Annotated in this window: 22 protein-coding genes and 3 pseudogenes; 18 read left to right on the plus strand and 7 right to left on the minus strand. The window is 64.3% G+C overall.

The window, feature by feature from the left end:
* Positions 1-335, minus strand: a 335-nt coding sequence (locus tag BU28_RS0119235) for an IS5 family transposase (protein ID WP_028720862.1), incomplete at its 3' end; no start/stop codon positions are given.
* A gap of 267 nt (positions 336-602) precedes the next feature.
* Here BU28_RS0119235 and BU28_RS25140 point away from each other — a divergent pair.
* Positions 603-1,664, plus strand: a pseudogene (locus tag BU28_RS25140) (transposase); the annotation flags it as partial.
* 84 nt (positions 1,665-1,748) lie between these two features.
* Positions 1,749-2,711 carry an IS1595 family transposase gene (locus BU28_RS0119255; RefSeq protein WP_028720866.1) on the plus strand — a complete coding sequence of 321 codons (963 nt, stop codon included), beginning with the start codon at positions 1,749-1,751 and terminating at the stop codon, positions 2,709-2,711.
* Here BU28_RS0119255 and BU28_RS0119260 read toward each other — a convergent pair.
* Entirely contained in the window at positions 2,668-3,135 is a 468-nt protein-coding gene (locus BU28_RS0119260) for a hypothetical protein (protein ID WP_028720867.1), read from the minus strand. The two genes, BU28_RS0119255 and BU28_RS0119260, sit on opposite strands and share 44 nt — an antisense overlap.
* A gap of 62 nt (positions 3,136-3,197) precedes the next feature.
* On the opposite strand from BU28_RS0119260, the pseudogene BU28_RS23895 reads away from it, so the two are divergent.
* Positions 3,198-3,368 (plus strand): annotated as a pseudogene (locus BU28_RS23895) (integrase core domain-containing protein); the annotation flags it as partial.
* Between the two features lie 672 nt (positions 3,369-4,040).
* Here the strand turns inward: BU28_RS23895 and BU28_RS0119275 are convergent.
* Positions 4,041-4,391 carry an ArsR/SmtB family transcription factor gene (locus tag BU28_RS0119275; RefSeq protein ID WP_028720868.1) on the minus strand — a complete coding sequence of 117 codons (351 nt, stop codon included), beginning with the start codon at positions 4,389-4,391 and terminating at the stop codon, positions 4,041-4,043.
* Between the two features lie 63 nt (positions 4,392-4,454).
* Between BU28_RS0119275 and BU28_RS0119280 the strand changes: the two genes are divergently transcribed.
* Complete coding sequence (locus BU28_RS0119280; RefSeq protein WP_007803328.1) at positions 4,455-5,306, plus strand: cation diffusion facilitator family transporter; 852 nt, start codon at positions 4,455-4,457, stop codon at positions 5,304-5,306.
* A 450-nt stretch (positions 5,307-5,756) separates the two neighbouring features.
* Here the strand turns inward: BU28_RS0119280 and BU28_RS0119285 are convergent, their stop codons facing one another.
* The 3 genes from BU28_RS0119285 to BU28_RS0119295 form a co-directional block, all read right to left on the minus strand.
* A complete protein-coding gene (locus BU28_RS0119285; protein WP_028720869.1) occupies positions 5,757-6,956 on the minus strand; it encodes an IS91 family transposase in 1,200 nt (399 codons plus the stop codon).
* 12 nt (positions 6,957-6,968) lie between these two features.
* Positions 6,969-7,856, minus strand: coding sequence for a tyrosine-type recombinase/integrase (locus BU28_RS0119290; RefSeq protein WP_028720870.1), 888 nt, complete (start codon positions 7,854-7,856; stop codon positions 6,969-6,971).
* A 148-nt stretch (positions 7,857-8,004) separates the two neighbouring features.
* Positions 8,005-8,445: a hypothetical protein gene (locus BU28_RS0119295; RefSeq protein ID WP_028720871.1), complete on the minus strand. Its 441-nt coding sequence runs from the start codon at positions 8,443-8,445 to the stop codon at positions 8,005-8,007.
* 264 nt (positions 8,446-8,709) lie between these two features.
* Here BU28_RS0119295 and BU28_RS0119300 point away from each other — a divergent pair, with 264 nt between their 5' ends.
* Positions 8,710-9,981 (plus strand): tyrosine-type recombinase/integrase, encoded by a 1,272-nt coding sequence (locus BU28_RS0119300; RefSeq protein WP_028720872.1) that lies wholly within the window; start codon positions 8,710-8,712, stop codon positions 9,979-9,981.
* A 3-nt stretch (positions 9,982-9,984) separates the two neighbouring features.
* On the opposite strand, the gene BU28_RS0119305 is transcribed toward BU28_RS0119300, so the two are convergent.
* Positions 9,985-10,587, minus strand: coding sequence for a hypothetical protein (locus BU28_RS0119305; protein WP_028720873.1), 603 nt, complete (start codon positions 10,585-10,587; stop codon positions 9,985-9,987).
* Between the two features lie 622 nt (positions 10,588-11,209).
* Here BU28_RS0119305 and BU28_RS0119310 point away from each other — a divergent pair.
* The 13 genes and pseudogenes from BU28_RS0119310 (at position 11,210) to BU28_RS23905 (ending at position 25,552) form a co-directional block, all read left to right on the plus strand.
* A complete protein-coding gene (locus BU28_RS0119310) occupies positions 11,210-11,458 on the plus strand; it encodes a helix-turn-helix transcriptional regulator (RefSeq protein WP_028720874.1) in 249 nt (82 codons plus the stop codon).
* Complete coding sequence (locus BU28_RS0119315; RefSeq protein ID WP_028720875.1) at positions 11,455-11,694, plus strand: hypothetical protein; 240 nt, start codon at positions 11,455-11,457, stop codon at positions 11,692-11,694. The genes BU28_RS0119310 and BU28_RS0119315 overlap by 4 nt, the downstream gene beginning before the upstream one ends.
* Complete coding sequence (locus tag BU28_RS0119320; RefSeq protein ID WP_028720876.1) at positions 11,691-12,086, plus strand: VRR-NUC domain-containing protein; 396 nt, start codon at positions 11,691-11,693, stop codon at positions 12,084-12,086. The genes BU28_RS0119315 and BU28_RS0119320 overlap by 4 nt, the downstream gene beginning before the upstream one ends.
* Entirely contained in the window at positions 12,083-13,090 is a 1,008-nt protein-coding gene (locus BU28_RS0119325) for a helix-turn-helix domain-containing protein (RefSeq protein ID WP_028720877.1), read from the plus strand. Before BU28_RS0119320 ends, BU28_RS0119325 begins: the two co-directional genes overlap by 4 nt.
* Positions 13,091-13,161: 71 nt before the next feature.
* Positions 13,162-13,557 (plus strand): annotated as a pseudogene (locus BU28_RS26540) (DNA cytosine methyltransferase); the annotation flags it as partial.
* 49 nt (positions 13,558-13,606) lie between these two features.
* The gene (locus tag BU28_RS26545) at positions 13,607-14,200 is read left to right on the plus strand and encodes a hypothetical protein (RefSeq protein WP_028720878.1); all 594 of its coding nucleotides are present in this window, start codon (positions 13,607-13,609) and stop codon (positions 14,198-14,200) included.
* Entirely contained in the window at positions 14,197-14,877 is a 681-nt protein-coding gene (locus tag BU28_RS0119335) for a hypothetical protein (protein WP_028720879.1), read from the plus strand. Before BU28_RS26545 ends, BU28_RS0119335 begins: the two co-directional genes overlap by 4 nt.
* 66 nt (positions 14,878-14,943) lie before the next feature.
* Positions 14,944-16,482, plus strand: a complete 1,539-nt coding sequence (locus BU28_RS0119340) for a class I SAM-dependent DNA methyltransferase (RefSeq protein ID WP_028720880.1) — start codon at positions 14,944-14,946, stop codon at positions 16,480-16,482.
* The gene (locus BU28_RS23900) at positions 16,479-17,756 is read left to right on the plus strand and encodes a restriction endonuclease subunit S (RefSeq protein WP_158212796.1); all 1,278 of its coding nucleotides are present in this window, start codon (positions 16,479-16,481) and stop codon (positions 17,754-17,756) included. The genes BU28_RS0119340 and BU28_RS23900 overlap by 4 nt, the downstream gene beginning before the upstream one ends.
* A complete protein-coding gene (locus BU28_RS0119350) occupies positions 17,756-18,871 on the plus strand; it encodes a Fic family protein (RefSeq protein WP_028720881.1) in 1,116 nt (371 codons plus the stop codon). The genes BU28_RS23900 and BU28_RS0119350 overlap by 1 nt, the downstream gene beginning before the upstream one ends.
* Positions 18,872-18,992: 121 nt before the next feature.
* Complete coding sequence (locus BU28_RS0119355; protein WP_028720882.1) at positions 18,993-22,124, plus strand: type I restriction endonuclease subunit R; 3,132 nt, start codon at positions 18,993-18,995, stop codon at positions 22,122-22,124.
* Positions 22,125-22,964: 840 nt separating this feature from the next.
* The gene (locus tag BU28_RS0119360; protein ID WP_028720883.1) at positions 22,965-24,227 is read left to right on the plus strand and encodes a site-specific DNA-methyltransferase; all 1,263 of its coding nucleotides are present in this window, start codon (positions 22,965-22,967) and stop codon (positions 24,225-24,227) included.
* Positions 24,224-25,552, plus strand: a complete 1,329-nt coding sequence (locus BU28_RS23905; protein ID WP_036763606.1) for a site-specific DNA-methyltransferase — start codon at positions 24,224-24,226, stop codon at positions 25,550-25,552. The genes BU28_RS0119360 and BU28_RS23905 overlap by 4 nt, the downstream gene beginning before the upstream one ends.
* Position 25,553: the final 1 nt, after the last annotated feature.

Consider the following 25,553-nt stretch of genomic DNA (forward strand, 5'->3'; position numbering starts at 1 on the left):
CCCCCCTTTTTCACGCACAGGCTTGATGCCGTCCGGTGTGCCTTGAGGTAGGTTGCATCGATCATGATCGTCTTGTGCTCGGCGCTCTCGGCGGCAAGGCCCACCATGATCCGGGCGAAGACGCCATTGTCGCTCCAGCGCTTCCAACGGTTGTAGAGGGTCTTGGCCGGGCCGTATTCCTTCGGCACATCGCACCAGCGCAAGCCATTGCGATTGATGAAGATTATGCCGCTCAGAACGCGTCGATCATCGACGCGGGGCTTGCCATGGCTCTTAGGAAAGAACGGCTTGAGCCGCTTCATCTGGGCGTCGGTCAGCCAGTAAAGATTGCTCATGGATCAGGTCTCCTTGCAGAGCCTGAATCACGATAACAGATTGAAATCAATGGGTCTGGAGCCTAGGTCGCCCGTCTGTGACGCCCCCTTGGTCAGTCCCGGTACAATCGAGGCAACTTTATTCGCCCCCGCACACAGCCTTTGCATCACGACAAGGTGCCGTCGCAACCCTGCCTGATTGACCTGCCCCCCACGAAGTCCCGCACCATGATGTAGAGTCTGCTCAACCCTGAAGGAGCAGACGAATGCGAAAGAGCCGTTTCACCGATGAAGAGGGGACCGTGGCCCCAGTGGGGCCGCGTAAGCCCCGATGAACAGATAATCGGGATGCTCCAGGAGCAGGAGGCGGGCATGCCGACGGCTGAGGTGTGCCGCAGGCATGGTCTCAGCCCGGCGACGTTCTACAAGCTGAAAGCCAGGTATGGCGGCATGGAGGTCTCCGAAGCCGCCAGGCTGAAGGCGCTGGAGGACGAGAACGCCAAGCTCAAGCGCCTGCTGGCCGACACGATGCTCGACAACGTCGTCCTGAAAGACCTGCTGGGAAAGAACTGACGACGCTGACCAAGCGGCGAGAGGCAGCGCTCAGGGCGATGCGGGATCACGATATCTCGCAGCGCCGGGCCTGCCGGCTTGTCGGTGTCGATCCCAGGACGGTCCGGCGCGAACGCCCGCCGGAGCGAGCCATTGAAGGCGCCATTGGTTCGAGCCCAATGGCGAGCCCCGAGATCCGCGAGGAGATGAAGGAGATCGCCGGATCGGCGTGCTGCTCGAACGCAAGGGCATGATCATGAACCACAAGAAGCTCTATCGGCTCTACCGGGAGGATGGAGGAGGATCTGAAAACAGTCCGGGGGACTGTTTTCCCGACGACACTGTCGGTGAAGCGACGACGCGGGCGCAAGCGGGCCCGCGGCACACGCACGCCGATGCCGCAGGCGGCGCATCCCCACGCTCGCTGGTCGCTCGACTTCCTGGCGGACAGCTTCGGCGCCTCGCGCAAGTTCCGCATCCTGGCGGTGATCGACGATTGCTGTCGCGAGAACCTGTGCCTGATCGCCGATACCAGCATCTCGGGCGCTCGTGTCGCCCGAGAGCTGGATGCGCTGGTGCGGATCTACGCAAAGCCTGCTTGCATCGTCAGCGATCGACGAGGATCAGGAAACGATCCGGGGGATCGTTTCCCCGAGGAGGGGGACCGAGTTCACCAGTCGAGCCATCCTGAGGTGGGCCGACCAGAACGCCGTCCCCTGGCACTCCATCGACCCAGGCAAGCCACAGCAGAACGCCTTCATCGAGAGCTTCAACGGCAGGCTCAGGGCCGAATGTCTGCGGTCTTAGGAGCAAACGCACCATAGCGTTGACGCAGTGGGCTTTTGAGAACATCATGTGAACATGATGGCTCTGGAGGCCTCCATGGCGCAGCACTTTCTTCTCTCTGCGGCGGCACGAACACTTTCGCTCAAGGTGATTTTCTCCGATGGCGAGGAGGCCGCCTATCGCCGGTTCTGCCGGCTGCGCTGGCCTGAGACAGACGGCGCGCCGGTCTGTCCGGCCTGCGGATGCGCTGATGTCTACGACCTGACGACCCGTCGGCGTTTCAAATGTGCAGCCTGCCATCGCCAGTTCAGCGTGACGTCCGGCACCATCTTCGCGTCGCGGAAGCTGTCCTTCGTCGACCTGCTCGGCGCGATCTGCCTGTTCGTGAACGCGGCCAAGGGGCTGTCGGCCGTCCAGCTCTCGCGCGATCTGGACGTGCAGCACAAGACGGCGTTCGTGCTGATGCACAAACTCCGCGAGGCGATGACGGCCGAGACCCGGGATATGCGCCTGACGAGCGAGGTGGAGGTGGACGGAGCTGCCTTTGGTGGTCATGTCCGGCCCGCCAACCTGCGGGAGGAGCGTGTCGATCGGCGGCTGCTCGGCAACCGCAGCGGCAAACGCCGCGTGGTGGTCGTGCTGCGCCAACGCGGCGGCCGAACAGTCACACGGACCTTTCTGCGCGAGGCCCAGGGTGTCGACTTCGTCAGGGAGCAGACCGCCTCCGGCACCGTCGTTTCGGCCGACGAGGGCACGCACCGGGATCTTCTGGAGCCCGATTTCGACATGCAAAGAATCAATCATTCAGAGGCTTACAGTCTGAATGGTGCTCACACAAATGGCGCCGAGAGCTACTTCTCGCGGCTGAGACGGATGATCGGCGGCCAGCATCTGAGGGTTGAAGGGCGGTATCTCGATGCCTACGCAACCCATGCCGCCTGGCTCGAGGATCACCGGGAGGAAAGCAACGGATGTCTGGCAGATCGCCTGATCGGCGGGGCGCTTGCCGTGCCGGTCAGCCGGGCGTGGAAGGGATACTGGCAACGACGCGCAGCGTGACAGCGTCGCCTGCAGCCCACAAGCACATCCCCTTGCGCTTCTCCACCATACGGACGAGCTTTCGGCGCTTGGCATGGCGCAGCGCCTGAACCACCTTGAACACCACAGAGTTCCTCAGGGCGGTATCCGAGATCTCGAGATCCCGTTCGGCCATGACGCGCTCGGCGAGCTCGCGCGTGGTCATCTCCCCGTCGACGTCGAGATGGCGGACGCAGATGTCGGTGATCTCGCCCTTCTTGAAGAAGCCATGGCTGACCATATACCGCACCCGCTGCCGCTCTGGAGCGGCGAACAGTTCGATCGTCGCGTTCACATGCGCCAGGTCGTGTCTGGCCTGGGCGATTTGCGCCTCATAGGCCTTGATCCGGCCGAGTATCTCGGCGCGCTTCTGCGTCAACGTCTGGATCACCAAAGGTTCGGACATGCCGACATTGGAACAAACGTCATGCCCCCGATCCAGTCGGCAATTTGGTGCGTTTGCTACCTAAGACCGAAATGCTGAACGGGGAGGTCTTCTACAGCCTCCGCGAGGCACAGATCCTGATCGAGCAATGGAGGAAGCATTACAACACGAAACGACCACACAGCGCATTGGGCTACCGCCCACCGGCCCCGGAAACCATCGTCCCGATGGACCAAAGGCCCGTCATGCACTAACTTTTAACTTGGACCACTCAGGTGGGGCTGATCAAGGGAAACCCGGCCCCAAATCCTTCATCTTCAATCCACCGTCGAGAGAAACACGGGGTGATGATGGCGGGAACCGGAACCGCGCGCAACTGCGAGTTGCCTGCCGCTGCCTGCGACTGCGTGCTTATGCGTGCTGTTGCGGTTTTTCTGGCTGGGTGTTGATGTGGCGTTGATGTAAACTGGAACACCAAAAACCCGACGGTCTACGTCGGGTTCCAAGCGTTTGATATATTTGGCATTTTTGGTTGCGGGGGCAGGATTTGAACCTGCGGCCTTCAGGTTATGAGCCGAACTCTTTGATTCTCATGACTCTTTTCTATTCAGAGACTTAACGTGCAAGCCTTTGAGACGGCAGACAATTTCGAGAACTATCGGCGCTTCTCGCCGGATTTGGACGGATCAACGTGCGCACAGGGACGCATTCGCGGGTTGACCAGACGTTGACAAGCGATGTTCATCGAACGCGAAAGCCATCCCTACATCCCTTGGATCGGTCTCGACGCGAAGGGCGGAGAGCGGACGGTCGCTGCGCAAAGGATGTAGGTCAGCAATGCGAACAAAGGGTGCATTCGCTGCGGATGCGCAGATGGCTGCTTCAGGTTTGGCGCACCGATAGGACATTGCAGCAGGTCGCGCCGGTTAGTCCGTATAGCTTTGGCAGGCATCAACTCCGTTGGCTGTCGAGGCAAGTAGCTGATCTGCATCACGGATGAGATCGGCGACCCGCCTGTCCGCGAGACGATACCGAACGAAGCGGCCTTTGCTGCGGCGACTGACCAGCCCGCATTCCAGCAGACAGCGCAGATGGTTCGAGACGTTGGGCTGACCCAAACCCGTATGCCCGACGATTTCCTGCACGTTGCGTTCTTCCGACACCAGCGCATCGAGGATCGTCAGACGGCTGGGATCGCTTAGGCCCCGGAAGAGCTTTGCCCGCAGTTCCAGTGTATCGGGTGCCGAAAGATCGTCTTGAATGTTTTGCGCTGTCATATCATTATCCACTGATACGTTAGCAGCGTACCTTTTCGCCCGCCACCACAAAAAGGATCGCACATGAGCCAGCCCGATAACAGCAAGTTGGCGACAGCCTCCTCCCCGATCCGAATGCGAGTGCAAGGCATGGACTGCGCGAAAGATGCCGCCGAGATCGAGCGCGCGGCCCGGTCTGCGGGCGTGGCCGAAGGCGACGTGAAAGTGTCCGCCGCCACCCACATCATGACATTGCGGATCGCGGACGGCGATCTGCCGAAAGTGCGGCCCGCGCTCGACGCGACCGGCTACGGTTTCGAGAAGATCGAGGACGGCGATACATCGTCCGATCCGGCCTACAAGGACCCGAGCTATCGCCGCGCGCTCTGGATCGTGGTCGCGCTCAATCTCGGATACGGCGTGGTCGAAATGTTCGGCGGGTTCTTGTCCGGTTCGCAGGCGCTGAAGGCAGACGCGCTCGATTTTCTGGGCGATGGTGCGATCACGTTTCTGGGCCTGCTCGCCATCGGCTGGAGCCTGACATGGCGGGCGCGGTCGGCGATGATCCAAGGCGTGTTTCTGGGCCTTCTGGGCCTTGGCGTTGTCGGCAGCACGCTCTGGCGTGTCCTCAACCAGACCACGCCAGAAGCCGGGTTGATGGGAGCCTTCGCGGTAGGTGCGCTGATCGTAAACATCCTCGCGGTGCTGCCGCTGCTAAAGCACCGCAAGGGTGATGCCAATATGCGAGCCGTCTGGCTGTTCTCTCGCAACGACGCCATCGGCAACCTCGCCGTGGTCATCGCCGCCGGGCTGGTCGCGTGGCTTGGCAGTGCATGGCCCGACCTGATCGTCGCGTTCGCGATCGCGGGGCTTTTCCTGCATTCGTCGTGGATGATCATCCGCGATGCCCGGAGTGACTTGGTGGAAGCTGACTAACTCCATCATGGTGCGACGCGCCGAACGAAAGCCGACATTCGCGCGCCCCGCAGCATCGGTGAGTCTGGGCTCCAAGTGGACCTTCGTTGCAATGAAGTCGAACGGCAGCTCTGGTGAAGGTTTTCTGATGCGGGTCGCGGCGGAACGCTGCGTACTCGCGCGGCCACGACCCGCGTTGGAAAACCTCCCAAGGTGGAAGCCGCGGGGGCCTTGGATCAGGCTATGGGGAAAGAGCGCGGACGGTCGCGGCGGCGGCTGCATCCGGGGTGCTACGAATGGCGAGGCAGGCGCCGGATACGGTCTCAAACCCGGCTGATGATCCCGACGATGCTGCGCGTTCTGGAGATACTGGCGCCTTGAGTCGCGTTGGAAGTAAGCGAGCACGCGCTGTTCGGACCGGGTCAGCGGAGTGTAGCCGGTGCTGTCTCGTGACGGATGACGGGCGATATGTCATGCTGCCTGCTCCCTCGGTGGGGCGCGCGACATCGGTTTCTGGCCGCGCCGGAAGATCTCGATGATGCGCATGGGTCCGCCGCAACAGGGACATGGTTCGCGCAGGGTGAGTGGGATGATCTCGGTATGGGGTCCTGGCGCGGTGACCTGTTCGGGACGCTGGACGCAGAGCAAGGCGCGGATCATTCTGATGTTGGCCTTGCGGGTCGAACTGGCCAGCAGGCCATAATGCCGGATGCGATGGAAGCCATCGGGCAGGACGTGGATCACGAAGCGGCGGATGAACTCGGGCGTGGCCAGCCGCATGACCTTTTGCCGGCCGCCGGATTTGACGCGGTAATCTTTCCAACGGAAGGCCACGGTATGGGCATCGGCACTGACCAGGCGTGCGTTCGAAATGGCGACGCGGTGCGTGTAGCGGCTCAGATAGGCCAGCACCGCCTCCGGCCCGCCGAAGGGAGGCTTGGCGTAGACCACCCATTCGGATTTGCGGAACGGGCTCAGCCAGGTGGCAAAAGCTGCATTGTCCGCGAGCCTCGCCATATCTCCGAAGAAAGTGAGCTGATCTGCGCGGTGCAAATCCATCAGCCCTTCCAGAAACAGGCGTCGAAACAGCCGTGACAGCACCCGCACATGCAGGAAGAACCCTGGTTTGCAGGCGACCCACCTGGCGCCGTCTGGCGACAGGCCACCGCCGGGGACGATCATGTGGATGTGCGGGTGGTGTGTCAGCGCCGATCCCCAGGTATGAAGGACGCTGGTCATACCCACCCGCGCGCCCATGCGCTTGGCGTCGGCCGCGATGGTCATGACGGTCTCTGCCGACGCCTTGAACAGCAGGCCATAGATCGCCTTCTTGTTCCAATAGGCGATCTGCGCGATCTCGGCCGGCATCGTGAAGACGACGTGGAAGTATTCCACCGGCAGCAGGTCCTCGGCCCGTGCCTCCATCCAGTCGCGCGCCGCCGGTCCCTGACACTTCGGGCAGTGCCGGTTTTTGCAGCTGTTATACGCGACATGCTGGTGGCCGCACTTTGTGCATCCCGCCACATGCCCGCCGAACGCCTCGGTCCGGCAGGCCTCGATGGCCGACATGACCTTGAGCTGGGAGAGGCTAACATGCCCGGCATTGGCCCGCCGCCACGTGGAACCATGGGCGCGAAAGATGTCAGCGATCTCCAACTTCGGCCGGGGCACCCCGGCGTCCGGTCACTCCAGACTTCGCTTCACCGTCTGATCCTGCAACCTGGCCAGCATCTCGTAGGGACTGACGGTATCCCGGATCGTCTTGGTTGCCACGTGGGTGTATCGGGCGGTCGTCGTCAGCTTGGCATGCCCGAGCAGCACCTGGATCACGCGCACATCGGTATTGGCCTCCAGCAGGTGCGTGGCGAAGCTATGGCGCAACGTGTGCAAGGTGGCGGGCTTCCTGACGCCGGCCATGTGCTTGGCCGAGGTGAAGGCCCGGTTCAGCTGGCGCGGTGAGATCGGGTTGATCCTGGGCTTGCCGGGAAACAGCCAGCCTTCGGGACGTGCTTCGCGCCACCAAGCACGCAGCAACTCCAGCAATCCGGGCGACAGCATGACCTTGCGGTCCTTCTGGCCCTTGCCCTGCTCGACATGGATCAGCATCCGGTCGCTGTCGATGTCGCCGATCTTGAGATTGCAGACCTCGGCGGCCCTGAGCCCTGCGCCGTAGGAGATGCTGAGCGCCGCCCGATACTTGAGCCCGGGCCCCGGCGCCGCCATCAGGATGTCGGACACCTCCTCGACGCTGAAGACTACCGGCAGCTTGCGCGGTTCGGTGCGAAACTGCATGTAGCGCTTCATCTCCTCCCGCCCGCAGGTCATGCCGAAAAAGAACCGAAGCGCCACGATGCGCGTGTTGAAAGTCGACGGCGTGACCCCGGTATCCGTCATGTGAAGCTGATAGGCGCGCAGATCCTCCGGCGTCGCCCTATCGGGTGACCGCCCGAGAAAGGCCGCGAAATCTTTGATGGCCCGGATGTGGGACTTCTGCGCCTTGTCGCCCATCCCGCGGATGCGCATGTCCTCGATCATCCGCTGGCGTAGCGGGCTTACGCTCTCCTCTGTCATGGAAGCCTCCTGTCTGATGATTGAGAAGGCCCCAATCGTCAGGCAGGATCGTCCATTCCCAAATGCACAAGAGTCAGATCAGCGCGCAACGCCCGCCACACGCGCCATTGCCGCGCGAGCGGCTTCGTCCATGGGCAACTCTCCGCCCCTACCCCTTCGGCGTCACATCCTTCATCCCGTGCTGCAGCAACAATGAGACCTGTTCTGCGGTGAACTTGAACTGCTGGCCATCTGGGATCCGCTCGGCTGACACCGGGTATTTCGGGCGGCGGGGGTCGATGCCGGTGATGCGGAACTGCTCGCGCCCGGTGCTGAACTGGCGGCCGTAATCGGCGGGGGAAAGCCCAAAGGCCTCGGACAGCGCCTCGAACCGAAGCCGCTCGGGATCGAGAGCGCTGCTATCCGGCAGGGGGATCGAGACGCGGAAGGTGGCATCGAACCCCCAGCGCAGGTCGGCGCCGGTGATGTCGCGCGGCTCGACCACTAGGCCATGACGAGCGGCGACGGCTTCGCAGGCCTTCAGCATTTCGGCTTGCAGGCGCCGGCACAGCACGGGCGTCAGGTTTCTTGGTGGCTTGGCGCTGGGCATGGAAGTTTCGTGTTTGGGGTGTGCCGACAGGATTACCTCTTGCGCGGCCTCCGATCAAACCATCGGCGCAGGAGGGGGCGAGCGTCCGTCTGTTCCCCCCCCCGTGCGCTGGGCAAATTCACCTAACACCTTGTTTTTCTTTTTTAGGAATTGTCACCCGGCCTTCAATTCCACCTTCCGCCTGTATTCCGGCCGCCGCCCCGTGGTCCGACTTGATAGTGGCGCGGGTCTACGCCTGTGTCGTCGGGCAAGGAGGCGTGATGGATGGTCAAGAGACTGAAACTGAATGAGAAAACCCTGCGCGAGGCGGAGCCGAAGCCCGGCGTCAGCTATCAGATATTCGACACGGAGGTGATCGGCTTCGCCGCCCGGGTGCAGGCCTCGGGCGCGCGGACCTTTACCATCGACTACCGGCATGCCGGGCGGCAGCGGCGGATGACCATCGGGCGGTGGCCGGAGTGGAGCGTCACGGCCGCGCGCGAACGTGCCAAGGAACTGCGCCGCGCCATCGACGAGGGGCAGGATCCTCTGGCGGCCCGCGACGATTGGCGCGGGGCCCCGCATGTCACAGACATGATCGACCGCTACATCGCCGAGCATCTGCCGAAACTGGCCAAGACCAATGCGGGCGACCAGGTGTCGATGCTGAAGAAGATGGTCGAACCCGCCTGGGGCAACCGGCTGGTGACGGAGATCACCAAGTCCGATGTCGCGAAGTTCCTCGATTTCGTTGCCGAGGGGCGGCCACGTCCCAGCAAGGCAAAGCCCAACAACCGGGCGCGCAAGCTGCAGGGTCACAAGCCCACCCCGATCCGCGCCAACCGCATGGGCGAGGTGCTGCGCAAGATGTTCACGCTGGCCATGGAATGGGAATGGCGGACGGACAACCCCGCACAGGGGTTCCATCGGCGCATCGAGCATGCGCGCGAACGGTTCCTGTCTCCCGAGGAACTGACCCGGCTGGCGGCCGTGCTGGATGCTGCCGAGGATCAGCGCGCCGCGGCGATCATCCGCATGTGCATGCTGACCGGCGCGCGGGTGGGCGAGGTCAGGACCGCGCGGTTCGAACAGTTCAACCTCGACTATGCCATCTGGTCGAAACCCGCCTCGACCACCAAGCAGCGCAAGATCCACCGTGTGCCGATTTCGCAGGACGTCGCAGCCATCGTGCGCCTGCGTCTGCGGGCGGTGCCGAGCGGCAATCCGTGGCTCTTCCCCGGCGACACGGTTGGCCAGCCGGTGCGTGAAATCCGCCGCTTCTGGGCCAAGGTGCAGAAGGACGCCGGGCTGGCCGACGTTCGCATCCATGACCTGCGCCACACCTTCGCCTCGCTTCTGGTCAGTGGCGGCGCATCGCTGGAAATAATCGGCAAGCTCTTGGGCCACAGCCAAATGCAGACCACCCAGCGCTACGCGCACTTGATGGATTCCCCCCTGCGGGCGGGCGTCGACACGGTGGCCAGCCTGCTGCGCCCGCGGCCGCGCCTCGTGCATGACGCGGCGCAGGACGGGGCCGACCTGCCGAAATCGGCCTGATCTTCACACGGTTTCCTCGCCGCGCAACTTGCGCCAGAGAGAGCTCAGCCGTTTGCGGATGGTGCTTTCATCCGGCACCTCGCCCGACTTCGAATTCTGGACGAACCAGTCCTGCACCAGCGAGACCAGAGCGGTCTGGGTTTCCGGAACGCCCTTTTCGAAGATGAACCACGTCAGCCATGCGTACATCGCATCCCAATCGTAACGCGGGCTGGCGCCGATGGTGGAGGCCGGGCGGCGCAGCAGATCGCGTTCTTCTTCGAATTGCAGCAACGACCCCGATGCCACCAGCAGGTCTGACGAGCGGATCGGGAGGCCATCCGAAGGTTCGGTCACGTGCGCCCATGTCGCGCTGCCGGGTTTGAGAACGCGCCTCAATCGGCCGATATCGTCGCTCGGCCCAAACCGCCTGAACATGCACATCAATTCGGCGATAGGCACCTCGACCAAGCCCCCCACGACTTCATCCCCACATCTGACGGGCGGAATGCCTGCGACAACCTTCAGATGGCCCTCTGCCGCCCAGCCCGCGACATCGGCCGGGGGACAGCCCCAGCGCACAGCAATTTCGTAGATGGAATAGAAGGCGACGGGCGGCAAAGGCATGAACGAACTCCTCTCAGACATACGGCATCCTTCGGCCAGGGCCGTCGGACTGCGGGTTACAAAAACCCGCCGTGCCAAGCACGCGGGTGGACTGGCTGCAGCCCACGTCGTCGAGGAAAACTGCCTGTAATTGGGCACCCCACCCCAAGAGGGGCGGCACCTGGCTTCGGTTGCCTTGTCGATTCTTATGTTCTGCTCAACCACGAATCTACGCATCCTGAAGGCGAACGATCAACCAGAATCCTGCACTGGCGCACCAGAACAAAAAAAGAACTTGTGGATATCATCCAGAACCGTCGGAACCCGACCGGAATGGTCCATTCCGGCAATTCCGGTCCCTGCGAAACCGGCGAAACCGCCTCAGCGCCGCCCAATCAGCCCCAAGCTGTCGGAGCGGTGTCGACGAAGCGCGGATCGTCGCCAGGAAGCGGCGCTTGGAATGCCCTGCGAAGGCTGCGGCAACGCCTGTCGCGTCGCGCGCTATCCGCTGAAAGTCCAATAAAACAAGGGGTGGAATTGGGAGATAGCGGCCAGTTCCACCTTCCGCCTGTCTTCCGGTCCTCACGTTCTGCTTCGCTGAAACCGCCCCCGGCAGAGGGGCGCGAGGCGAACGGAGCAGCCGATGAAGGACATGCAAAACGACCCAGTGGAGGAGGTCCCTGACCTCCTGGCCGACTGGATCAGCCGCGAGCAGCTTGCCCGCGCACTGGATTTGACCACAGACACTTTGTCGCGGTGGGAAGCCCGCCGTCAGGGTCCGCCCTGCACACGCATAGGTCGAAAGATCTTCTATCGCCGCGCCGCCATCCAGGAGTGGATCCGGTCGCAGGAACAGGCTCACCCGGTGCGCAAGACGCGGGGGCGGTCATGACGATCCACCCCCGCAGTTCCGCCTGGCCAGCCGACCGCGTGGCCGAGGCCCGCGCCGTCCTCGCCGATGTCGCACATCACAGCGATCTCCTGATCCGGCTCGCCTGCAACGTGCTGGTCCAACATGGCGAGACCCCGGGCGAACGCGCCGATGCCCAGCGCCTGCTGGTGGTCGTCGATGCGCGGCGGCCAGTTCGTCGGGCGCAGCGCGAAGACCAAGGGAGGGCCACGCGATGAAGCGCCGCGGGACCCCCGAGGCCGACCTTCAGCGCGCCGTCGTGCAGGCGCTTCGCATTGCCTTGCCCCGCTCGGCCATCATCCATCACTGCGCCAACGAGGTGACCGAGTCCGGGTACCGCGGGGCGAAGCGCCAGGCGATCCTTGTCGGCATGGGCGTCCATGCCGGGTTCGCCGACCTGATGGTGCTCTCTGACGGCCGCGTCCTGTTTCTCGAGCTGAAAGCCCCGAAGGGTCGGCTGCGGCCTGAGCAGGAGTCATTCCGCGATGCGGTGCAGGCGCAGGGGTTCGGCTGGGCGCTGGTGAGAAGTCTCGACGACGCGCTGGGCGCGCTCGCCGATCATGGCTTCACCACGCGCATCGCCCCAGCCACGCGGAGGCCCGCGCCATGAGCCACGATGCCACCAACTGGGCCATCAAGCAGCGCGGGTTGAAGCCCACAACCAAGATCGTGCTCTGGCACCTCTGCGACCGGTTCAACCCGGATTTCGGCTGCTTCCCCTCGCAGGATCGGCTGGCACATGACTGCGAGATCAGCCGGTCGACGTTGAACGATCACCTTGGTCAACTCGAAGCCGTGGGCCTGCTGCGGCGTGTGCCGCGGCTCGACCCCGTGACCAAGCGCCAGCTGCCCACCCGCTACATCCTGGGGTTCGAGCCGGGCTTCACACCTGTGGCTGTGGTGCCGTGTCCGGAAATCGGACACGGGGACGATGGCGGCGCAGAAAGGCTCGACGGTGCCGATGCTTGTGCTGGCGGTGGCGTGGCCGATGCCTTGCCGTGTCCGGATTTCGGACATGGGGATGACGCGAGGCCCGTGTCCGATTTTCCGGCCGACCCGTGTCCGGAAAATGCCGGAAGCCGTGTCCGGATTTCGGACACTAACCCTGTAAGGGAACCTCTAAGTAAACCAGTAAAGGAGGAGGAGGGCGCGCAGGCGCGCGAAGCGATTTCCGATGAGGTTTTCGGGGACCTGCTCGCGGCGCTGGGCCTCGACCCCGCGGCCCTGCCCGGCTGGTGGCAAGGCTGGCCGCCCCGGCTGCACGTCCAGCGCTGGCGCGACGAACTCGGCCTGACCGAGGCGGAGATCATCGCTGCGGCTGAGGCCTCCCGCGAGGAGCATCCCGAACCGCCCGATGGGCCGAAGGCACTGGACCGCGCCATGCAGCGTGCAGCAGGGCGCAAGGTCGAGGATGCAGGCCGGAAGCGCCGGAAGCCCAAGGCGGCCCCTGCCCCGGCCGCGAAGCCGATCACCGACCTGCCCGCCTTCTACGCCGATCTGGTCAACTCCGACCGCTACCTGCCGGTCAGCGCGATCAGCAACACGATGCGCGATGCCATGCTGGCCCGGGGGCTGGTGACAGCCGAACGCCTGCGCGAGCGCGGGGTGCGGTGAATGGCATGGTGCTTCGTCCCCGGCACGGATTGTCCCTCTGCGCTGGCGGCGGAGGCCTTGATCTGGGCCTCATGCTCGCCGAACCCGGCTATCACACCCGCGCCTTCGTCGAATGGGAGGACTGGCCCCGCGCCGTCCTCATTGCCGCCCAGCGCGCAGGCTACTTCGCCCCGGCCCCGATCTGGACCGACCTGCGCAGCTTCGACGCCCGCCCTTTCCGCGGCGCCTTCGACACGGTGCTGGCTGGATATCCCTGCCAGCCCTTCAGCGCGGCCGGAAAGCGCGGCGGCGCCGACGATCCCCGCCATCTCTGGCCTGATGTCGCCCGCGTCATCTTTGAGCTCCGCCCCGAATGGGTCTTCCTCGAAAACGTCGCCGGTCACGTCACTCTCGGCCTTGAAACCGTCCTGCGAGAGCTTTGGGGATTGGGCTATTCGCCTGCGGCGGGCCTGTTCTCGGCGGCAGAGGTCGGCGCGCCGCATGAGCGGCTGCGCATCTTCATCCTGGCCCACACCAATGAGCCTGCATCCCGGCACCGGCCGCTACAACCCGGCCGGGAACAGCGAATTCGCTGTCGCGGACCTTCGGTTCACGCGGAAGGCGGAGGCGCTGGCACTGTGCATCGCGAAGGCCCTGCCGAACCATTGGCCGACCCCGGCAGCACAGAACTGGAAGGGCAGTTCGGAGGCCAGCGTCACCCGCAGCGACGGCAAATCCCGGATGGATCTGCTGCACTACCGGGCGGAGCAGGGCTTCACCCCCCCGGCCCCGGCGACCTCGCCCGATGGGCCGCGGTCCTTGCCGCACGCCCCGATCTCGCGCCCGCTCTGGGCTTCGATGATTGCCTCGCATGGGCGCGCCGTCTCGCGGCGGATCCTGAAGGGCCGGTCGCGGCGGCGGCTGAACCCGCTCTTCGTCGGATGGCTGATGGGCTGGCCCATCGGGCACGCGCTGTGCGCCTGCTCGGCAACGGAGTTCACCCTCTGGCAGCAGCACATGCGTGGCGCTCTCTCGCAGCTGCCCATGGCCTCGGGCCCGTGGATCTGGCGGCCGACGGATGCAGCCCAGCGCCCGGCGCAGATGGATTTCCTTGAAGGATTGCAGCGATGAGTTTCCACGGCCGCGTCAGAGGCACCAGGATCAAGCGCGCGCTGGGCGTGCAGGCGGCGCTGGAATGGGCGTTCCGGATCGAACAGGCGCAGCTGGAACTGCCCCTGCCCCCGGACGTCACCGAGGAAGGGTTCGGCTTCGGCCTGGAATACGTCCTGCTGCAGCGCGCCGTGCTCGGCTGCAAGATCGACGGCGGCCAGCACAAGATCGGCGGCTACACCCACGAGGACGCCGAGGTGATCGCCGCCACCGTCGCCGGGATCCCCGACATCCTCGGCGGGAAACGCATGGCGATCCGCGTCGCCGAACTGGCCCGCGCAGGTCTGACCCCCGACTGGATGCCGGGCGCCATCCCGCGCTGCGTGCCGACCATCGTCAAGCAGAACCAGCATGGGACGCATGCGGGCGCCATCGTCGTCGGCACCGAGCGCATCCGGGTGCGTGGCGCGGGTGCCCGAGCGACATGGAAGACCATCGACATCCTGGCCTGCCCGGTCACCTTCTCGCCCCACCCGCAGCAGATCGACGCTGCCCGTCGCGGCTATGACGACTGGTGGCAGGCGCTGGGCTGGGTCCGGGAGGGGCTAATCGCAGGCGGGATGCTGCGCGAGGTCGAGGTGACAGGGGCGATGCCGAAGGCAAAGCCGTGGGAAAGAACCCCGCCAAGCCGCTGTTAGCGGCTGGATTTCGCCCTCCGGCTGAAATACCGTCTGGAAAAGACTTACCGGGGGGCAGATTTCACAATGGCATCAATCGACAATGGCTCCGACCTCGGCATTGAAGCCGCCCTTTTCAAAGCCGCCGACAAGCTGCGCGGCAACATGGAGCCGTCGGATTACAAGCACGTCGCCCTCGGCCTGATCTTCCTCAAGCACATCTCGGACGGGTTCGAGATGAAACGCCAGGCGCTGCTGACCGAATACCCCGAGGGCGCCGAGGACCCGGATGAATACCTCGCCGACAACATCTTCTGGGTGCCGCAGGAGGCGCGCTGGTCGCATCTGCAGGCCAATGCCAAGCAGCCCACGATCGGCAAACTGATCGACGAGGCGATGATCGCCATCGAAAAGGTGAACCCCTCGCTAAAGGGCGTCCTGCCCAAGGACTATGGCCGCCCCGCCCTCAACGCCGTCATGCTGGGCGAACTCATCGACCTGATCTCGGGCATCGCGCTGGGCGAAGGCAAGGACAAGGCGCGCGACCTCTTGGGCCGGGTCTATGAATACTTCCTCGGCCAGTTTGCGGGCTCCGAAGGCAAGCGGGGCGGCGAGTTCTACACCCCCCGGTCGGTCGTCCGCACGATGGTCGAGATGCTGGAACCCTACAAAGGCCGCGTCTATGACCCCTGCTGCGGCTCGGGCGGCATGTTCGTGCAGTCGGAAAAGTTCGTCGAGGCCCACGGCGGCCGTCTGGGCGACATCGCCATCTACGGGCAGGAGAGCAACTACACCACCTGGCGGCTGTGCAAGATGAACCTGGCCGTCCGCGGGATCGACGCCGACATCCGCTGGAACAGCGAAGGCACCTTCCACAAGAACGAACTTCCCGACCTGCGCGCCGATGTGATCCTCGCCAACCCGCCCTTCAACATCTCGGACTGGGGTGGCGAGCGGCTGCGCGAGGATGGGCGCTGGAAATACGGCATCCCGCCTGCGGGCAACGCCAACTTCGCCTGGCTGCAGCACATCCTGCACCACCTGTCGCCCACCGGCACGGCGGGGGTGGTGCTGGCCAATGGCTCGATGTCCTCGACACAAAGTGGCGAGGGCGAGATGCGCCGCGCGATGATCGAGGGCGAGGTGGTGGATTGCATGATCGCCCTGCCGGGGCAGCTGTTCTATTCCACCCAGATCCCGGCCTGCCTGTGGTTTCTGGCCAAGGACAAGTCGAACGGCATCGCGCGCGACCGCAAGCTGCGCGACCGGCGTGGCGAGGTGCTGTTCATTGACGCCCGCAAGCTGGGCTTCATGGTGGATCGCACGCGGAAAGAGTTTTCCGACGCCGACATCGCCCGCATCGCCGACACCTACCACGCCTGGCGGCTGGGCGAGGGCTATGCCGACGTTCCGGGCTTCTGTAAATCGGCGAGCCTTGAGGAGATCCGCTCTCACGGCCACGTCCTGACCCCGGGCCGCTATGTGGGGGCCGAGGCGGCAGAGGAGGACGAGACGCCCTTTGCCGAACGCTTCGCTGCCTTGCAGGAGCTGTTGGAGGCGCAGTTCGCCGAGGCTGAGGAATTTACGGCGACCATCCGGGCGCGGCTGGCGGGGGTTGGGCTTTGAAGGAGGGGTGGCAGCTTTCCACACTGGACCAGTTGGGCAGGATCGTAACTGGGAAAACTCCGGCAACCTCCGAGCCGGAAAACTATGGCGGAAACATCCCCTTCGTATCTCCAAGCGACATGCAGGGGCAGCGGATCATTGAAGACGTGGCGCGCTACCTTTCCGACACTGGCGCAGCCAAAGTCCGAAACTCGATCATACCTGCGCGCGCAGTAATGGTCTCTTGCATCGGCTCCGATATGGGGAAAGCTGCAATAGCGGCTCGCCGTTGCGTGACCAACCAACAGATCAACAGTGTAATTGCCAGCAGCGACCATGACCCCTTGTTCATTTACTACAACCTAAGCGCCCGAAAGGACGAAATCCGGGGATCAGCGAGTGGTTCCGCCCAGCCGATCCTGAACAAGTCGGCATTTGGGCGGATGAAGATTGACTTGCCACCGCTCCCCGAACAACGCGCCATTGCCGCCACCCTCGGGGCGCTGGATGACAAGATCGAGTTGAACCGGAAGATGAACGCCACGCTCGAGGCCATGGCGCGGGCGCTGTTCCGCGACTGGTTCGTCGATTTCGGCCCCACCCGCGCCAGGATGGAAGGCCGCGCCCCCTACCTCTCCCCTGACCTCTGGTCTCTCTTCCCCGACCGCCTCGACGCCGAGGGCAAGCCGGAGGGGTGGGAGGTCGGCACGCTCATTGATCTTGCGTTGCTCAACCCAGAAAGCTGGACCGCGAGAAATGCCCCTGCGCGCGTGTCATATGTCGATTTGGCCAACACCAAGTGGGGCAGCATCGACAAGGTAGAAGAATACGCTTGGGCCGACGCGCCGAGCCGAGCAAGACGGGTACTTCGTGCAGGCGACACCATCGTTGGCACCGTTCGCCCCGGAAATGGCTCGTTCTGCTACATCGGCGAGGACAGTTTGACCGGGAGCACCGGCTTTGCAGCCCTTCGCCCGAAGAACTTGAGGGACAAAGCGTTTGTGTGGTGCGCAGCCACGTCACCAGAGAACATCGACCGGCTGGCGCATCTAGCCGATGGTGGGGCTTATCCTGCAGTGAGACCGGAGGCCGTGGCAGCAACCGGCATCGTCATTCCTCCAGCTGATGTGTTGAACGCTTTCCGCAGCGCGGTTTCGGCGAATCTCGACCTCATGGAGGCCAATCGCGCCGAATCCCGCACCCTCGCTCAGACCCGCGACCTCCTGCTGCCGCGCCTGATGTCGGGGGAGTTGCGGGTGGCCGAGGCAGAGACCCTCGCTAGGGAGGTGGCGTGATGGCCGTTGCCTATCATCAGGGTCAGTTCCCGCCAGGGGCGCTCGACTGGCCGCAGCTTCTGCCGCTGATCGGCCCGGCCAATGCCGCCGTCGCGCGCTATGAGGGCGTGCTGCACGGCATCCCCAACCCGAATGTCCTGCTCTCGCCCCTGACCACACAGGAAGCCGTGCTGTCCAGCCGGATCGAGGGCACGCAGGCCACCATCGGCGAGGTGCTGGAGTTCGAGGCCGAGGGCGAGCCGGGCGATGAAAGCACCGCCAAGAAGGCCGACATCCACGAGGTGCTGAACTATCGCGCCGCCTTGGCCGAGGCCTCGCACCTGCTGGAGGACTTGCCACTGTCGCAGCGCCTGATCCGGTTGACCCACGAACGCCTGATGCAGGGCGTGCGCGGCCGCAACAAGGCACCGGGCGAGTATCGCCGTATCCCGAACTGGATCGGCCCCGAAGGCTGCACCATCGAGCAGGCCCGCTTCATCCCGTGTTCCGCCGAGGCGCTTCCCGACGCGATGACTGCCTGGGAGGCTTATATCCACGCCGCCGCGCCCGATGCGCTGATCCAGCTTTCTATCCTGCATGCCGAGTTCGAGGCGATCCATCCGTTTCTGGATGGCAACGGGCGGCTGGGTCGGCTGATCATCCCCTTGTTCCTGAAATCCAAAGGCCTGTTGTCGGCGCCGAATTTCTATCTGTCGGAATATCTGGAAAGCCACCGCGACGAATATTACGACCGCCTGCTGGCCGTGTCGCGCGATGGCGACTGGACTGGCTGGTGCGGGTTTTTCTTGCGTGCGATCATCGAACAGGCGGGCACGAACCAGGCCAAGGCGCAGGCGATCCATGCGCTTTACACGGCGCGCAAGGACTGGATGGTCGAGGCGACCCGTTCGCAATACGGGGTGCGTGCGCTGGACTGGTTCTTCAGCCGCCCGATCTTCGTAGCCTCCGATTTCGTCACGCAGGCCGACATTCCCGAACCAACCGCCAAGCGCATCCTGCGGTTGGTGCGCGACAATGGGCTGTTGCGCGAAATCCGCGCATCCAGCGGCAGGCGGCCCGCCGTGCTGGCCTTCCCGGAGTTGCTGAACATCTGCGAAGGGCGGGACGCGTTTTGAGGATCACTTGTTCGCCTCAAACTAGCTTGTGGGTCGGAAGCGCAGGAAAACTGACCCACAAAATGATTTGTGGTGCAAAAGTGACCGACAAGCCGGACACACCGATCAAGCCGGAGGTTCGATGCCTACGCTGACCGAAGCCGAAGTCGAATCCGTCCTGATCGATCAACTGGGAGCGCTGGGCTATGCCTGCCTGAACGACGCGGTCTCCGGTCCCGATGGCGCGGCACCTGAGCGGGAGGCCTATTCCGACACCATCCTTGCCGGCCGGTTGCGCAACGCCATCGCCCGGCTGAACCCTCAGATCCCGGAGGATGCGCGCGAGGACGCCTTGCGGCGGATCATCGCCAGCGACCGCCCCTCGCTGATCGAAGAAAACCGTCGCCTGCATCGGTTCATGATCGAGGGCGTTCCGGTGGAGTATCGGGCCGAGGATGGCACGATCCGCGGCGATGCCGTGCGGCTAGTGGACCCTGAGGATGCGCTGAACGACTGGCTGGCCATCGCGCAGTTCACGGTGATCGAGAACGGCAACAACCGCCGCCCGGATGTGGTGGTGTTCCTGAACGGCCTTCCAGTGGGCGTGATCGAGGTGAAGAAGCCGGGGGCCGAGACAGCGACACTAGGTGCGGCCTTCAACCAGCTGCAGACCTACAAGGCGCAGATCCCCTCGCTCTTCCGCGCCAATGCCGTTCTGGTCACGACCGACGGCATCCAGGCCCGCATCGGCTCGCTGACCGCCGATCTGGAACGCTTCATGCCCTGGCGCACAACCGATGGCGCCGAGGTGGCCCCCAAGGGCGCGCCGGAAATGTCGGTGCTGATCGACGGGGTCTTCGCGCGGCCGCGCCTCCTGTCGCTGATGCAGAATTTCACAGTCTTTGGCGACGCGCCCGGTGGCATTGCCAAGATCATCGCGGGCTATCACCAGTTCCACGCCGTGAAGCGGGCCGTGGCCAGCACGGTGGAAGCCAGCCGTTCCGGGGGCGACCGCAAGGTTGGGGTGATCTGGCACACGCAGGGGTCGGGCAAGAGCCTGCTGATGGCCTTCTATGCCGGGCAGCTGGTGCGCGAACCTGCGATGGAGAACCCGACCATCGTGGTGATCACCGACCGCAACGACCTGGACGACCAGCTTTTTGGCACTTTTTCCATGTGCCGCGACCTGATCCGCCAGACGCCGGTTCAGGCCGAGAATCGAGGGGATCTGCAGAAGGCGCTGTCTCGCGCCTCGGGCGGGGTGGTGTTCACGACGATCCAGAAGTTTGTGCCCGAGAAAGGCGAGGCTTATCCGCTGCTGACGGATCGGCGAAACGTTGTGGTGATCGCCGACGAAGCCCACCGAAGCCAATACGGGTTCAAGGCGCGGATCGAGAAGACTGGCGAAATCGCCTATGGCTTCGCCAAGCACCTGCGCGACGCGCTGCCGAATGCGTCCTTCATCGGTTTTACCGGCACGCCGATCGAGCAGGACGATGTGAACACCCCCGCGGTGTTTGGCCACTACATCGACGTCTACGACATCAGCCGTGCTGTCGAGGATGGGGCGACGGTGCCGATCTACTACGAAAGCCGCCTCGCGCGCATCGAGCTGCCCGAGGAGGAAAAGCCAAAGGTCGATGCCGAGATCGAAGAACTGACCGAGGACGAAGCCGTCAGCGAGCTGGAGCGCCTGAAGCGCAAATGGTCCACGGTCGAGGCCCTTGTCGGGGCCGAAAAGCGGCTGCGCATGGTTGCCGAGGACCTTGTCGCCCATTTCGAGGCGCGAGTGCAGGCGATGGACGGCAAGGCCATGGTCGTCTGTATGAGCCGCCGCATCTGCGTGGACCTTTACAACCAGATCATCGCGCTGCGCCCCGAATGGCATTCTGACGACGACAATGTCGGGCTGGTGAAGATCGTGATGACCGGATCAGCCTCGGACCCCGAGGCCTGGCAACCCCATATCGGAAGCAAAGCTCGCCGCGACCTGCTGGCCAAGCGCGCGAAGGACCCGAAAGACCCGCTGAAGCTGGTGATCGTGCGGGACATGTGGCTGACCGGCTTCGACAGCCCCTCCATGCACACGATGTACATCGACAAACCGATGCGCGGGCATGGGCTGATGCAGGCCATCGCCCGGGTGAACCGGGTGTTCCGCGACAAACCTGCCGGGCTGATCGTCGACTATATCGGCATCGCACAGAACCTGAAGTCGGCCCTAGGCCAGTATTCCAAGTCGGACCAGGAGCAGGCAGGGATCGACGAAGCTGAAGCCGTCGCCGCGCTGCTGGAGCGGCTGGATGTAGTGCGCTCCATGTTCCACGGTTTCGACTACTCGGCCGGATTGACCGGCACCCCGCACCAACGGCTTGTCACTTTGGCAGAGGCGTTGAACTGGATCCTAGCCAAACAGGACGAGGCAGCACAGCGCGAAACCGACAAGGAGGCCAAGAAGGCGGCGCACCGCCGATACCCGGATGCGGTGCTGGCGCTCTCGAAGGCCTTTGCACTCAGCTCCGCCAGTGACACCGCCCGCGACGTCCGCGATGAAGTCGGTTTCTTCCAGACTGTGCGCGCGGCCATGGTCAAGGCGGCGGACACGTCCGGTCGCTCGGCCGCCGACCGCGACCTTGCCATCCGCCAGATCGTGAACGAGGCCGTCGCCTCGACTGATATCGTCGATATCCTGTCTGCGGCCGGGCTTTCGTCGCCCGACATTTCCATACTCTCCAACGAGTTCTTGGCCGAGGTCGGCCAGTTGGAAAAGAAGAACTTGGCCCTCGAAGCTCTGAAGAAACTGTTGGCCGACGAGATCAGGTCGCGCAGTAGGTCGAATGTGATCGAGACCCGCAAGTTCTCGGAACGGCTTGAGGAAGCTATCGCGCGCTACCACACCAATGCCATCAGCACGGTCGAGGTTCTTCAGGAGCTGATCGCACTAGCCAAAGACGTTCGCGACGCCAGAAACCGTGGCGAAGAAACCGGGCTGACACCCGAAGAGGTCGCCTTTTATGATGCGCTGGCCGACAATCAGAGTGCGATTGACGTCCTCGGCAACGACCAGCTGAAAATCATCGCCCATGAACTGCTGAAGGGACTCAAGGCCAACGTCAGCATCGACTGGGCGCACCGCGACAGCGCGCGCGCACGTCTGAGGGTCCTCGTCAAGCGTATCCTCCGGAAGTATGGCTATCCCCCTGACCTCGAGGAAGCGGCAGTGCGGGGCGTTCTGGCACAGGCAGAAGCGATGCTTTCGGAGATGGCACTGTGATGTGTGACTGGTCACAGGGTCTCAATCAGTCGGGCTGATGATGCGGGCCGAATTAAAAGCATATCTCGAGGAGTTGAAGCGCTTTGCAGTTCGTTTGCCGTTCATCCCTGTTAACCGCTCTTCTCGCCGTTGCCGCATCGGCAGGCCCCGCAACGGCAGAGACTTACCAGCTGATCTGCGAAAACCCTCGCCGTGAATACCAGGTACGTTTCAGCGACGGCGATACAAACATCCAACTGGACGTACCCGAAGGGACCACGCTCTACCGCGTCCTCGCGGTGGAGGAAACAGAGGCGCGACATGTGGTGGTGGCACTGACCACGAATGATGGACCCACTGTCAGGCTTTCGCTGCGACCCTACCTGCGGATGGAATACTGGAGTGGGAACGAGCTATTTCAAACTGATGCGTGCCGAACCCCATAAGAGGGTCGCACCAACAGGGGCCCCCTCCTCTGGTTCCTCCCCGGCCTCGAACGTATGCGGGGGGGCGCAGCGCGGCGGTTCGCTAGCGTGAGGCATTTTCACCGGGGAAGCCAGGCGGAAGCCACCTTGCGACCTGATGCCGAAATTCGTGAGTCAGATCAGCGGCTTGCGGAATCACGATCTGGCCGGGGTGGATTCCCCGTGGGAAGCCAGGGAAGCCACCTCCGGGGAAGCCAGGAGGCCAGAAGCCACCCTGGGAAGCCAATTCGTTAGAAGCCGTTGAATCCGCTTCACTTTTCGGCTTGACAGACCTGCTCCCATTGACCTACCCCTTGATCATCGAAGAATTGCGCCCGGAGGATCCCCCTCGCGGGCGCTTTTCATTTTCCGTCCTCCCCATCCCGAGCCCCATCCCATGGACCTGGTCTTCGCGCCGAGCCAGATTGAAACTTGGCCGATTGCCCGGCTGCGCCCTTATGCCCGCAATGCCAAGATGCATGGCGACGATCAGTTGGCCAAGATCGCCGCCAGCATGGCCAAGTTCGGCTGGACCGTGCCCTGCATGGTGGCCGACGACGGCGAGCTGATCGCGGGGCACGGCCGGGTGCTGGCCGCCACCATGCTCGGTCTGACCGAGGTGCCGGTGATCCGGCTCAGCCACCTCGACGACGCCGAACGCCGGGCCTACCGCATCGCCGACAACAAGCTGACCGAACTCGGCGAATGGGACGAGGCGCTGCTGCGCGACGAGATCGCCGGGCTTCTGGCCGAGGATTTCGACCTGACGCTGCTTGGCATCAGCGATGATGACCTCGACGCACTCCTGCGGGATCCCGAGGCGCTGGGCGGCGATGGCCCGGTCGAGGGCGAGGACGATGTTCCGGAGCTTCCCGGCAAGCCGGTGTCGGTGCCGGGCGATCTCTGGCAACTGGGCGTACACCGGCTGATCTGTGGCGACGGCACCGCCGCCGATGTCGTTGGGCGCCTGCTCGGGGATGTCCGCCCCCTGCTGATGGTCACCGATCCGCCCTATGGCGTGGAGTATGATCCCTCCTGGCGCAACCAGGCGGGCGCGGCGAAGACAAAACGCACCGGCAAGGTGCTGAACGACGACCGGGCCGACTGGCGCGAAGCATGGGCGCTGTTCCCCGGCGATGTCGCCTATGTCTGGCACGGCGCGCTGCATGCCGCGACCGTGGCGGACAGCCTGGTGGCCGCGGGATTCGCGATCCGGTCACAGATCATCTGGGCCAAGGACCGGCTCGTCCTCAGCCGCGGCGACTATCACTGGCAGCACGAACCCTGCTGGTATGCCGTCCGCGCCAAGGGAAAGGGCCACTGGGCGGGGGACCGCAAGCAAACCACGCTGTGGCAGATCGCCAACCGGGATCAGGATGCCGACACCGTGCACGGCACACAGAAACCGGTGGAATGCATGCGGCGGCCGATCCTGAACAATTCCAGCCCGGGTCAGGCGGTCTATGAACCCTTCATGGGTTCCGGCACCACGCTGATCGCGGCCGAAACCACCGGCCGGGTCTGCTTTGGGATCGAGTTGAACCCCGCCTACGTCGACGTCGCCATCGAGCGCTGGCAGTCCTTTACTGGCGTCGAGGCAGTGCTGGTGGAAACCGGCGAGACCTTCGCCGCCCTCAAGGCGAAGCGGCTCGCCGCATGAACGCGCCTCTCCTGCCCGGACGGATCGAGCATTGGCCGTTGGCGCGTCTCAGGCCCTATGTGCGAAATGCCAAGACCCACGACGCCGACCAGGTGGCCAAGATCGCCGCCAGCATGGCCGAATTCGGCTGGACCGTCCCTTGCCTCGTCGCAGGCGACGGCGAGCTGATCGCAGGCCATGGCCGGGTCCTGGCCGCCGCGCAACTGGGGCTGACAGAGGCGCCAGTCATTGTGCTGGGCCATCTCACCGAGGCGCAGCGCCGGGCCTATCGGATCGCCGACAACAAGCTGACCGAACTGGGCGGATGGGACGAGGCGCTTCTGCTCGAGGAACTGCGGGGCCTGATGGCCGAGGATTTCGACCTGGGACTGATCGGGATCCCCGAGGACGAGCTGGATGCCCTGCTGCATGACGCCGACGACCGCGCGCCCATCGGCGACGACACCGCCGACACCATCCCGGAGGCCCCGGCCGACCCGATCACGCGCCCCGGCGACATCTGGGCGCTGGGCGATCACCGGCTGATCTGCGGCGATGCCACCGACCCGGCCGTGGTGGCGCGGCTGATAGATGGGGCGCAGGCAGCGCTGATGTTCACCTCCCCGCCCTACGCCCAGCAGCGCGACTATGGCGCGGCGAAGAAAAAGGTCGGCGATTGGGATGCGCTGATGCAGGGTGCCTTCGCCGCGGCGCCCGTCACCGCCGATGCCCAGCTGCTGGTGAACCTCGGCCTCGTCCATCGCGATGGCGAGTGGATCCCGTATTGGGAAAGCTGGGTCGACTGGATGCGCGCGCAGGGCTGGCGGCGCTTCGGCTGGTATGTCTGGGACCAGGGGCCTGGCCTGCCCGGCGACTGGAACGGCCGCCTCGCGCCCTCGCACGAGTTCATCTTCCACTTCAACCGCCAGCCTCGGAAACCGAACAAAACGGTCGAAAGCAAGCACGCGGGCGAAACCCTCGGCGGCGGCGGGTTGCGCGGGGCCGACGGCACGGTCCACCGCAAGACCGGATACGGCAACGCGATCCAGAGCCACCGCATTCCGGACAGCGTATTCCGGATAATGCGCCACAAGGGCGGGCTGGGCGCGGCCGGATCGCACCCGGCCGTGTTCCCGGTGGCGCTGGTCGAGGCGGTGCTGGAGGCCTTCACCGATCCCGGCGACCTGGTGTTCGAACCTTTCTGCGGCTCCGGCACGCAGCTGATTGCCGCGGAACGCACCGGGCGGCGCTGCCGCGCGGTGGAACTGGACCCAGTCTATTGCGACGTCGCCGTGCGGCGGTGGGAGATGGCGACGGGGCTGAAGGCTGTCCTGGCGGCGGAGTAGC

The sequence above is a fragment of the Paracoccus yeei ATCC BAA-599 genome (genome assembly GCF_000622145.1).
Taxonomy (GTDB): Bacteria; Pseudomonadota; Alphaproteobacteria; order Rhodobacterales; family Rhodobacteraceae; genus Paracoccus; species Paracoccus yeei.